Genomic DNA, 11,446 nt, shown 5'->3' on the forward strand with positions numbered 1-11,446 from the left:
TCAGGTGGACCAACTGTTAGCGGGAGCGTCGGCCCGGGTGCACGGTACTGGCGCGACCGCCGACCTCCTGCGCGGGCACCTGCGGGCGTTGGGAGCCGAGGTGACCACCGGCGCGCAAACGGGCGCGGCCGCCGAAGCGGTCGTGAACATGACCGACGGGACCCGGCGGGAGATCGGCGTCTCCTGGTCCGGCCCCGTCGACGAGCCCGGCCTCACCGGTGAACTCCCCGTCCAGGCCGTCTGCGGGGTCATGCACGTCAACGGCCGCCGCCGAGGCGCACCGCAGGCGGTGGCCGTCGACTACTGCTCGACCGCTGCCGGAGTGCTGGCCATGACGGGATTCCTGGCGAGCCTGCACAGCAGTGAACGCGCTGTCCGCATCGAGACGAGCGTGGCCGAAGCCGCCCTTCTGTCCGTCTCCCAATACCTCGCCGGAGCGGGCGCCGAAGATCCGGAAGCCGTGGATCTCAGCCCCGGTGGTCCTCCGTTCGTCAGCGCGGACGACGTGAGATTCGAGATCGAGACGCTCCAGCCGGAACCGTGGGGCGATTTCTGGCGGGCGCTCGCTGTCGATCCCTCGGCGATCCGATCGAGCTGGCGGCCGTTCCAGTTCCGTTACGCCACCGCGACCGCTCCCCTGCCCAGCGGACTGCATGAGGCCACCCGTGCTCATTCCTTCGCGGCGATCTCGGACGTCGCCGCGCGGACGGGCATGTACATCTGCCGTCTGCACTCTCCTGGACCGCTCTCCTCGGGAACTCCGTGGACGTTGCGGGAAACCGGCGGCTCTCCGCGCGAACAACCTCGACCGCAACGGCGGCCGCCCTTGCGCTCACACGTGGTTCTCGAAGCGGGACGGCGCATCCAGGCGCCGCTCACAGCGCACCTTCTCCGGCTCCTCGGAGCCGACGTGACCCGGGTCGAACCGCCCGGCGGAGACCCGTTACGGGGCATGCCACCCTGCACCGGCGGGATCTCCGCACGATGGCTGGCGCTCAACCGCGGCAAGGACTCCATCGAACTCGACATCAAATCCGCCGCCGACCGCGATCGGCTGAAACTGCTCGCCGCCGACGCTGACGTGTTCCTCCACAACTGGGCACCCGGCAAAGCCGAAGAACTCGGCCTCGCCCCGAAGGACTTCGACGGCGGCCTGGTGCACGCCTACACCTCCGGATGGGGCGGCTCCACCGAAACGGACCTGCCGCCGGGCACCGACTTCATGGTGCAGGCCCGCACAGGTCTCGCCGAACTCGTCGGCCCCGCAGGCGAACCATCCGCGCCGTCGCTGATGACCCTGCTGGACGTCCTCGGTGGCCTGCTCGGCGCGGAAACCGTCGTCGCGGCGCTCCTCGCGCGGCGGCGCCACGACACCGGCATCTCGGCGGAGAGCAGTCTCTTCGGGGCCGCCGAAACCCTTCGGGCGGCACCGGTCTCGCCACGTTTCGAACTCGGCGTCGCGGTGACCCACGACCTGCCGGCGCTCCTCGAAGACCCTCGTATGACCGCGGTGCTGGAACGCGACGAATACGGCTGTCCGGCCCTGCGCACTCCCTGGAGAATCTCATGACCGCGATCCCGCATGCCCGGACGACACCGGTCTACCGCGACCTCGTCCCCGCTGACGTCCGCGCCGGCTGGCGCTATCCCGACCGCGACCTCTACACGTTGTTCGCCCGCCAGTGCCTCGACCAGCCGGACAAGATCGCCGTGATCGACGCCGATGGTGAACTGACCTACGCCGAACTCGACGACATGGCCCGACGGCTGGCCGCCGGGCTCGCGCGGCTCGGGATCGAGCCCGGTGAAGTGGTCGCGGTCCAGCTGCCCAACGGCCGTCTCGCCTGTGCGGCCGACCTGGCCATCGCGGCACTCGGCGCGATCGCCCTTCCGTATCCTGTCGGACGTGGTCAACGGGAGGCGGCGAGCCTGCTCGGCCGATCTCGCGCGGTCGCGGTGATCACCGTTACCCTGCACGGGGATTTCGCCTGCGCCGCGGGAATCCGGAACCTCGCCGCGGAACTGCCCGACCTGCGCGCGGTCATCGCCGTCGGCACCGACACCCCCGCCGGATGTGTGCCGATCCATGCTCTCCTGGCCGCGGACGCGCGTTCGTTCCGGCCGGCGCGGCCCGATCCGAACGCGCCGGCCCGGATCCTGGTGACCTCCGGTTCGGAGGCCGAACCCAAGATGGTGGCCTACTCGCACAACGCGCTCGCCGGCGGGCGGGGCACCATGCTCGCCGAACTGCACGACGTCCCGGCGGACATGCGCAATCTGTTCCTCGTGCCCCTCGCGACCGCGTTCGGCAGCAGCGGAACCTCGGTCACCCTCGCCACTCTCGGCGGAACCCTGTTGCTGCAACCGAAGTTCGACGCGGCCGCCACACTGCGCCTGATCGGACGAGCCCGGCCGACACATCTCCTCGGCGTCGCGACCATGCTCCGCCAGCTGGCCTCCGCGCCCGAGCTGGCGAGCGCCGACCTGTCGAGCCTCCGGGCTGTCGTGATCGGCGGTGCCGTGCTCGATGAACCCACCGCCCGCCGAGGCCGGGAAGCGCTCGGCTGCCCGGTGATCAACCTCTACGGTTCCGCAGACGGTGTCAGTACGCACACTGCCCTCGACGACCCGGTCGAGCGCGTCACCACGGCCGGACGCCCGAATCCCGGTGTCGCCGAAATCCGGGTCGTCGACGAACACCTCGAGGAACTTCCCATCGGCGAAGTCGGTGAGCTCATCGCCCGCGGCCCGATGTCCCCGCTGTGTTACGTCGGCGCTCCGGAGCTGGACGCCCGCTATCGCACACCGGACGGCTGGGTCCGCACCGGCGACCTCGGGCGGATCGACGACGAGGGCTACCTGACCATCGTCGGGCGGCGCAAGGACGTGATCATCCGCGGCGGCATGAACATCAGCCCGGCGGAAGTCGAAGCCGTTCTGATCACTCACCCGGCGATCCGTGACGTCGCGTGTGTCCCGGTCCCGGATCCGCTGTTCGGTGAACGCCTGTGTGCCTGTGTCGCCAGCGAAACCCCGCTGTCCCTGGACGATCTGACCGGCCATCTGGAGCGCAGCGGTCTGGAGCGACGCAAGTTTCCGGAACGGCTCGTGGTTCTTCCCTCGCTCCCATTGGGGCCCGCGGGGAAAGTCGACCGGCGGGTCTTGCGGGCTTTGGCCGTCGAGCACCGTGAGTTTCCTGTCATCGCGACGGACAAGGCGAAACCCAGTTAGAGATCGGGAACTTTTGGCTTGCGCACGCGACAACTGCTGAGTGGATGCGGTGCCGTCGGGGCGCATGCCGCCGTCCACGTACCAAGGCCGGCGGCGAAGCGTGTCTTCTACTCCTGAGAGATTACGCCTCGCCGCCGGTCCGGGCTCCTCATCCCACGAGCTGGTATCCGGCTGTCTTGACCGCGTTTTCGACCAGGCCGGGTTCCAGCGCGATGTCGCTGACGATCACGACCTTGCCGGTCGGGACGTCGACATCGACCTGCCGAACACCAGGGATCTCACCGATCTCTTCCTTGACCGAGGAGGCGCAATGCCCGCAGGACATGCCAGTCACCGCATAGGTGTTCTGGGTCATCTTCGCTCGCTTTCCTTGCTGTGCCCAGGTTGTGACGAGGCAGTGGCCTCGCCGTAACAAGGTCGGGCGGCACGCGGGATTGGTTCCCCGGAAATGTCGCAAGATTCCTTTCAACCGATCGAGTGATCTGCGCGTATCCATGAAGGTGAGGCGGCAACGCATGGAGGACACCGAGGTCACGCGTGTGGCCAAGCTGGCCGGTCGCGGCGATCGGGCTGCCCTGGATCTGTTCCTGCGCGCGACCCAGCCACACGTCTGGCGATTCGTGGCCGGCCTGAGCGACGCGCAAACCGCGGACGACCTCACCCAGGAGACCTACATCCGCGCCATGCGGAGTCTTCCCCGGTTCAAGGGTGATTCCTCCGCGAAGACCTGGCTGCTGTCCATCGCGCGCCGTGTGGTCGTCGATCACATCCGTGCCGCGCAGTCACGTCCGCGCCGATCCGGCGTCGCGGACTGGGAAGCGGCGATCGATCAGGCGGAGCCGCCCGCTCGCAGCCGGTTCGAGGAACGTGTCGTCCTCGACCAGCTGATTGCCGCACTCGCCCCCGACCGGCGGGAGGCGTTCGTGCTCACCCAGACACTCGGGCTCTCCTATGCCGACGCGGCGGAGATCTGCGGCTGCCCGGTCGGGACGATCCGGTCCCGCATCGCGCGAGCCCGCGACGACCTCGTGACCGCCATGAACGCGGACTCCCCCACAGGCAAGACCGCGGTCGTCTGACCGGGAACTCCACGCGGCTCGAGTACGACCAATTACCCGTGAAGTGCGCAGAGTTCCGTGAATCGCTCTCCTGCCGGCTCGACGGCGAGACCGAGACGATGCCGGAAGCCGCGCTCGCCCGCCACGCCCGCGCTTGCCCGTACTGCCGCAACTGGCAGGAACGCGCCATGGATCTGCGGCGACTGATGCTGATCCGGAAAGCACCGCAGATCCCCGACCTGACCGACCGGATCCTGCGGATCGCCGCCTTGCCTTCGCTGGAACGATGGGGACTGCGCATCGCTTTGGCGATCGTCGCACTCATCCAAAGTGGACTGGGGTTCGGGCAGCTGATCATGCCGGAAACCGGTCACGGCGGCCACGCCGGGGTAACCGGCGCCGCACACCTCGGCAACGAGAGCGCCGCCTGGAACCTCGCGGTCGGCATCGGCTTACTCTGGGCCGCGCTCCGCCCGCGGACCGCGGCCGGCCTGGTGCCGGTACTGGCCGGATTCGTCGTCGTGCTCGGCACGGTCTCGACGATCGATCTCATAAGCGGACAGGTCACCGCCGAGCGGGTTCTGTCGCACTCACTTGTGGTCGTCGGCGTCGGCTTGCTCATTGCGGTGCGGCGGCAAGTACGCCTCCCACCGGTGCCCGCCCCCGGGGACTTCATCGTGCCCGCCGACGAGCTCACCTCGCCGGGCTTCACCGACGTCGCATCGCCGCAACACGACCATGACGGGTCTCCCCGCCTACCCACCGGGCGGCACCAGATCGCGTGACCCCTGCGAGTTCAGTCCACGATGCGTGAGGCTTCCGGGACCGAGGTGGCCGCTGTGACGAAATGTGGGCGGCCGGTGATCGGGTGCGGGACGATCACACTGCGCACCCCGAACACTTCGGCCACCCGATCGGGCTCCAGCACCTCCGCCGGAGATCCGGCGGAAAGCACCCGGCCCGCTCGCAGCAGCACCAGGCGATCGCAGTAGGTCGTCGCGTGATCGAGATCGTGCAGGGCCACCACGGTGGTCAACCCGAGTTCGCGAACGAGATCGAGCAGGCCGAGCTGCGCGCCGATATCGAGATGGTTGGTCGGTTCGTCCAGCAACAGGACCGGTGTCTTCTGCGCCAGCGCCCGCGCCACCAGGACTCGTTGCCGTTCCCCGCCGGAAAGCCGGGTGAAGACCCGCCGGGCGGCCCAGGCCATCCCCACCCGGCCGAGCGCGTCCCGCACGATGTCGCGATCACCGACGTTGTCCCGTTCCAGGATGCCTTTGTGCGGGGTCCGTCCCATGAGGACGGTCTCCTCGACCGAGAACCCGTTGTCGAGATCGTGGTCCTGGACGACGACAGCCGCCCGTCGCCCGGCCTCGCGCGCGGTGCCCCGCCAGACGTCGGACTCTCCGATGTGGACGGATCCGCGGACCGGCTTCAACGCGCGGTAGACGCAACGCAGCAACGTGCTCTTCCCGGACCCGTTGGGGCCGATGAGCCCGGTCACGGTACCGGATTCGACGTCCACATCGACATCGCCGAGGATCGGGAGGTCGTCGATCACCACGGACACGTCCCGTATCTGGATCTTCACCGCAGCGCTCTCCTCCGGCCACGCAGCAACATCAGGAAGAACGGCGCGCCGAGCGCCGCGGTGAAGATGCCGATCGGCATCTCGTTCGGTTTGTTCACCGTGCGGGTGGCGAGATCGACCAGTACCAGGAACACCGCACCGCCCAGCAGGGACACCGGGATCACCTTGCGATGGTCCGGGCCCACGACCAACCGCACCGCGTGCGGGACCACCAGACCGACGAAGCCGATCCCGCCGGCGACGCTCACCACGGTCGCCGTGAGCAGCGAAGCCGCCACGAGCAACAGGACGCGCAGGCGATTGACGTCGACCCCCAGCCCCGCCGCGGTGTCCTCGCCTGTCGCGAGCGCGTTCATCATCCGGCCCCGGCTCATCAGCCACAGCCCGGCGACCGCGGTCGCAACGGCCGGGATCGCGAGATCGGCCCACGAGGCTCCGGCGACCGAGCCGAGCAACCAGAACATGACCCCGCGCAGTTCCGACGGATCGACCAGCAACTGCATCAACCCGGTTCCCGCCATGCCGAGATAGGCGACGGCGACCCCGGCCAGGACAAGGCTGGTACCGACGAGCCTGCCCCCGCGTTGCGCCATGGCGAAGACCACGAACAGACTCACCGAGGAACCCGCGAACGCACCGCCCGCGACGCCGATCGCCGCCGCGACCCCGGTCGTCATCACCACGACGGCGCCCAGTGACGCGCCCGCCGTCACGCCGAAGGTATAGGGATCGGCGAGCGGGTTCCGGACCAAGGTCTGTAAGCACAACCCCGCCAGGCTCAGTCCTGCTCCGGCCACCGCCGCGAGCAGCACACGCGGCGTACGGAACGTCCACACGATCTGATCGGTCAGCGGATCCAGCCCCGCCGTGTCACCGGTGAGATGTGCCCAAACCACGGCGACGACCCGCCCGACCGGGACATCGACGGTGCCGACGCCGACCGAGAAAGCGACCGTCACCGCCAACGAGACGATCAGCCCGGCGAGCAGAACGGTGAACCCCTTGCCCTGCACCAGATGTGGGCGCCGCTGGTCAACGTGCGGCATCGGCGATCTTCCGGATCGCGACCGTGTTGAGCGGGCCGAGGTAGAAGCTGTCGGAGACGCTGGTGAAGGTCTTGCTCTTCGACGCCTGCCAATAGGGGAACTTCGCGAACAGGTCCTCGGCCAGCACGTCCGCTTTCTCCCCGGGCTGGAACAACCCGACGACCAGCACATCGACCCGAGCCGAGGCGAGGGCTTCGGCGTTGATCTCGGCGAGCTGGGTGTTCGTCTTGCCCGCGAACGCGTTCACCCCGCCCGCACGGTCGACGATGTCGTCGAAGATCCCGCCCGCGAACACCGCGGGCAGCCCGTTGTTGTTCATCATCGACATGCCCGGATAGACCACCAGGACATGCTTGCGCTCCCTCCCCGCCGCTTCCTGCTGGATGGCTGCGATGTCGGCGCGGGCCTTGTTCACGTAATCGGCGGCACGCTGCTGCACGTCGAAGATCTCACCAAGGCTCAACAGCAGCTCGTACGACGACTCCACAGACTGCTTCTCGTACCGTTCCTTGTCCTCCGGCCGGGCGTTCAGGTCGCCGTTCGCGCAGTTGGACGGCGTGACGAAACTCTTGATCCCCGCCGCGTCCAGCTGATCACGGGTGACCGAACCGACCTTGTCGTCGAAACCACCCGCCCACGTGGAAACCACCAGATCCGGCTTGAGCGCGAGGACCTGCTCACGCGGGACCTCGAAGTTCTCGTTGAGCTTCAGGTTCGCCCTGGGGACAGCCTTGATCCTGTCCACGAAAGACGGATCGTCCGACACCTCGTAGGACTGGCTGTTGGCCAGGATGTGGTCCTGGATACCGAGAGCGAGGAAGCTCTCCACCTCCGCCACCGACGTGCCGTTGAGCAGCACCACCCGCTTCGGGGGCGCGTCGAAGGTGACCTTGCGGCCGCAATTGTCGATCGTCAGCGGATACGCCGTGGGTGTCGCCACAGCAGGAGGCGGCACGCTCGCGCCCGCCTGCCGATCAGCACGCGTGGGATCACCGCTGCCGCACGCCGCGACCACGGCGAGCATCACGCCTGCCATCAGGACGCGCGAAACCAGACGTCCGGCGCGGCGCGCGCCGTCAAGAGAGGACATGACCCAAAAGTCGTACGAGCGCGCGAAAAAGTTCCGCGTCAAGTTGACCTTCCGTACGCGATCACGACACCTGCACAGGCCGGTCGAGTGACAGCAACGAGACCGGGGAACCTGATCCCCACCCTGTCCGACTACCCACAAGACACCGCCGACTACGAAAGGCAGGCCCATGTCCGTACCAGAGAACAACCTCCGTCACGTCGCTACCTTCTGCGGACAATGCAACTGCGGCTGCCCCGAACTCTTCATCGCCGACGACGCCCCGGCCGAACGCCGGGTGATCATCACCGACGACTTCGGCCAAAAGATCGAGATGAGCCTCGACCAGCTCGACGTCCTCGTCACCGACATCAAAACCGGCACCTTGGACGGGCTCCTCACCAAGACCGGCGCCTGATGCACGGGAGCGGCGCCCCGTGACTGCTGCGCGGACGCCGTGCACCACCCACCGACGTCGATCAGGACATCGGCTCCGAGGCGGCATACAACGGACTACTTCGTTCCGACCGGACCAGACGCGTCAAAGCGCGGGAACGTCCGCACCAACGCCCAACGCCTTACGAAGCCCCTCAGCCGAGATCGGGCGCTTGTGCAACTCTCGATGGCGAGCGTCCATCTGCTTCGCCCGCTCAACCAAATCGCCATCCAAGCCCTGAGCCGACCACGTTCGATACCTCCGGCCCTCGTTCACCTTTACGTTCAACGGCACCGAATCGGCCGGGCGTTCCGCACTCTTGCGGAGCTCGGCGAGCGCTTGCAGCAAGCCCGGCCCGACCTCGGACCAGCCGATCAGCAACATCGGTCCCACCGCATCGAACAGCGCCTTGCCGATCTCTCCAGCGATCAAAGGTTCCGCACATTCAGTGCCAGCGTCACCGCGCTCGCGAGAACAAGGAGCCGCCGCGCCGAGCGCCGCACCTCAGAAGCTGCCCCGGGAGCCGAGAGGCGACGGATCGTCACCGGCAACGCCACGATCGTCAGGTCAACCGCAGGCGCGACCAAAGGGCGCCACCCACACCGGAACCCCCAGCCGGAGGGCGAGCGCGAACACATTGCCGAAGCCGAAGAGGAACGTCAGCCCGACCACAGTCCTCACCATCGTGCTCACAGCCGACGCAACCGGATCGCGACGATCCCCCACTGTCATCGTTCACACCCGTCAAAACAGGCAACCAAATCCGCTGGACCAGGCGACAGAACCCGGCAGCTGCGAGCCCGAGACGAGCCCGAGAGGTCTGAAACAGTCCGACACCAGGCGGTACATCCCGACACAGCGGAAGCGCCGCGACCAGACTAAAGGTCTTGTCCGACATCACTCGACACCATCCGACACGCCCAGGTGCCGACTCTTAACCAGCGGGTTCGGGGTTCGATTCCCTGATGGCGCACAGTAAGAAATCAAAGCCCACCAGAGGTTTAACCCAATTTTCGGGTGCCTTCGGTGGGCTTTGATAGTATGTGCGGTCGCCGCAGGACGTCGGCGTAAGTAGCGGCGAGCAACAGGACGGTCTCACCGAGTCGCAGGTCTGGAACCTGACGGGCGACGCGGATGACAAGGCCCCGGCACGCAGGACTTGTCCCGGCTACTCGGTACCCGACTGAGGCGCGACACCTGCCGCCCCGGTGATCGGCTGACCGGCAGTCCATGCAGATCAGCGGGTACCGCTCGAATGGCGACGACCAAACGCGCCGCTTGTGCTTCACAGGGCAGGTAGACCACTGACCGCAGAGCGGTTGGATCCGACCGCGTTTCGCCCCTGATCGCCGTGCTCGTGGTGGTGTAATCCAGCGAGGGCAACGCCAACGTGGCCTCGGAACCCTGTGGCACCTTGTGCCGGCATCGGCCTGAGAGCGGTCCACCGGACATCGACGTCACCTACTCCAACGCCGCCATCGGTTTCGACCCGGCACAATGGAGCAAACTGCACTCCACCGCCATGGTCCTCGACCCGACATCGCCCGCGCCGAACTCGGTGTCGAGCCCGACAACCTCGACAAAGCCCTTCAGAACGTCAGCCCGAAATCACCATCCACTCCAGAGCCGTCCTGACCCGACCCGGCTCACGGTCCGCCGTTCCGGCACTGCACCGGTCAGTTTTCGACTTCAGCGGCCTTCCAACAGGTTCAAAGCCCGTTCGATCGGCACCAGTTTGGGGTTGCCCTCTCCGAACGTCTCGATCGCTTGACTGCGCAGCTCGGTCAGGATGAGGGCCGCGGCCGCGCCGTCACCGCTGTCGTGCTCGAAGGTGGCCTGCCGGATGGCCTCCACGATGTCGGCTTCGGTGAGAAAGTCGCGCCGCTCTCGAGCGCGGAATGGGCGCACGGAGGTCGAACGGTGACCGGCGGCCGCTTCCGGTGGGTGGACGGCATCCGGAGTGCGGTACGGGATCGTCACGTCGGGCAGGGACACCGGGTTGGGTTCAAGTGCGCCGACCGTCGGCAAATGAGGACGCAGTACCTCAAGCACCGCCTCGATCCCGGGCCGGTCTTCCATCTTCTTCTCCAGCAGGGCCAGGGTCAGGTCCGCCAGGCCCGGATCGACGTCGGCGACGAAGCGTGACGGCGGTGCTGGGCTGTCCTCCAGGTGCTGCTTTTCGAGCGTCTTCCTGCCGTCCACGACGAACGGAGGCCGCCCTGTCAGCAGGTGGTAGAACACGCAACCCAGGCTGTAGAGATCCGATTGTTCGACCGGCTCGGCTCCCAGGAAGCGTTCCGGCGCCGAATAGTCGTCGGTCCCGACGAAGTTCCTCGTGTACCTCGACGTGTCCTTGTTCAAGGGCAGCGCGATCCCGAAGTCGATCACGTAGACGACGCCGTTTTCACCGACCAAGAGGTTGTCGGGTTTCAGGTCGCGGTGGACGATTCCAGTCGAGTGACAAGCGGCGAGTGTCTTCGCGACAGACGAGCCGATCGCGGCGAACTCCGCGAGCCGGGGCACCGTGTTCTGGCGATACTTGGTCAGCTTGTCCCCATGGATGTAGGTCATTGCCAGGTACGGAACAGAACCATACTCGCCCCGATCGATCACCGCCGGGATGTTGAAGTGCTCAAGCTCGTTCAAGAGCCTGCCTTCTCTGTCAAATCGGCCCATGATTCGCCGTCGAGCTTCGAAATCCAAATCAACCGTTGCCGGCACTTGCGGAATCTTGACAATTACCTGCTTGCGCGTTTCCAGGTCGAGCGCACGATACGCAACACCCATCCCCCCGGCGCCCTTCTGTTCGACCACCTGGAAACGCTGCCCGAGCACCACGCCGCCCATAAGGCTCGCCCCAGGATTGTCAGCCATACTCGTCATGCGCGGAAGGCTACTCGGACAGGGTTATCGCCCCCTGCGCGACCGTCCCGAATTCCCGGCAATTAAGATTCTTGCGGAGCCGAAGAGGTGCGGAACCGGATAAGAACGGGACGGCGTGACAAATTCTGGACA

General features: G+C 66.9%; 11 protein-coding genes. 5 read left to right on the forward strand and 6 right to left on the reverse strand.

All coding sequences use genetic code 11. The annotated features are described in order from the left end of the window. The first annotated feature begins 4 nt into the window (after positions 1-4). The gene (locus HDA45_RS11850) at positions 5-1,570 is read left to right on the forward strand and encodes a CoA transferase (RefSeq protein WP_343072054.1); all 1,566 of its coding nucleotides are present in this window, start codon (positions 5-7) and stop codon (positions 1,568-1,570) included. Next, positions 1,567-3,231: an AMP-binding protein gene (locus HDA45_RS11855; RefSeq protein ID WP_184894649.1), complete on the forward strand. Its 1,665-nt coding sequence runs from the start codon at positions 1,567-1,569 to the stop codon at positions 3,229-3,231. The genes HDA45_RS11850 and HDA45_RS11855 overlap by 4 nt, the downstream gene beginning before the upstream one ends. Before the next feature lie 148 nt (positions 3,232-3,379). On the opposite strand, the gene HDA45_RS11860 is transcribed toward HDA45_RS11855, so the two are convergent. Next, complete coding sequence (locus tag HDA45_RS11860) at positions 3,380-3,586, reverse strand: heavy-metal-associated domain-containing protein (RefSeq protein WP_184894651.1); 207 nt, start codon at positions 3,584-3,586, stop codon at positions 3,380-3,382. A gap of 160 nt (positions 3,587-3,746) precedes the next feature. Here HDA45_RS11860 and HDA45_RS11865 point away from each other — a divergent pair, with 160 nt between their 5' ends. Continuing rightward, on the forward strand, positions 3,747-4,310 hold the full coding sequence (locus tag HDA45_RS11865; RefSeq protein ID WP_184894653.1) for a sigma-70 family RNA polymerase sigma factor: 564 nt from the start codon (positions 3,747-3,749) through the stop codon (positions 4,308-4,310). 38 nt (positions 4,311-4,348) lie between these two features. Next, positions 4,349-5,074, forward strand: a complete 726-nt coding sequence (locus HDA45_RS11870; protein ID WP_184894655.1) for a hypothetical protein — start codon at positions 4,349-4,351, stop codon at positions 5,072-5,074. Between the two features lie 11 nt (positions 5,075-5,085). On the opposite strand, the gene HDA45_RS11875 is transcribed toward HDA45_RS11870, so the two are convergent. From HDA45_RS11875 to HDA45_RS11885, 3 genes are read right to left on the reverse strand one after another with little or no spacing between them, the layout of a single operon-like run. Beyond that, positions 5,086-5,880 (reverse strand): ATP-binding cassette domain-containing protein, encoded by a 795-nt coding sequence (locus HDA45_RS11875; protein WP_184894657.1) that lies wholly within the window; start codon positions 5,878-5,880, stop codon positions 5,086-5,088. Continuing rightward, complete coding sequence (locus tag HDA45_RS11880) at positions 5,877-6,926, reverse strand: FecCD family ABC transporter permease (RefSeq protein ID WP_184894659.1); 1,050 nt, start codon at positions 6,924-6,926, stop codon at positions 5,877-5,879. The genes HDA45_RS11875 and HDA45_RS11880 overlap by 4 nt, the downstream gene beginning before the upstream one ends. Next, positions 6,913-8,016, reverse strand: coding sequence for an ABC transporter substrate-binding protein (locus tag HDA45_RS11885; protein WP_184894660.1), 1,104 nt, complete (start codon positions 8,014-8,016; stop codon positions 6,913-6,915). Before HDA45_RS11885 ends, HDA45_RS11880 begins: the two co-directional genes overlap by 14 nt. Before the next feature lie 169 nt (positions 8,017-8,185). Between HDA45_RS11885 and HDA45_RS11890 the strand changes: the two genes are divergently transcribed. Beyond that, entirely contained in the window at positions 8,186-8,413 is a 228-nt protein-coding gene (locus HDA45_RS11890) for a hypothetical protein (RefSeq protein ID WP_184894662.1), read from the forward strand. Between the two features lie 123 nt (positions 8,414-8,536). On the opposite strand, the gene HDA45_RS42360 is transcribed toward HDA45_RS11890, so the two are convergent. Then, complete coding sequence (locus tag HDA45_RS42360; RefSeq protein WP_246480678.1) at positions 8,537-8,863, reverse strand: hypothetical protein; 327 nt, start codon at positions 8,861-8,863, stop codon at positions 8,537-8,539. A 1,257-nt stretch (positions 8,864-10,120) separates the two neighbouring features. Beyond that, positions 10,121-11,314 (reverse strand): serine/threonine protein kinase, encoded by a 1,194-nt coding sequence (locus HDA45_RS11900; protein ID WP_221471092.1) that lies wholly within the window; start codon positions 11,312-11,314, stop codon positions 10,121-10,123. Between the last annotated feature and the right edge of the window lie 132 nt (positions 11,315-11,446).

The organism is Amycolatopsis umgeniensis (assembly GCF_014205155.1).
Taxonomy (GTDB): domain Bacteria; phylum Actinomycetota; class Actinomycetes; order Mycobacteriales; family Pseudonocardiaceae; genus Amycolatopsis; species Amycolatopsis umgeniensis.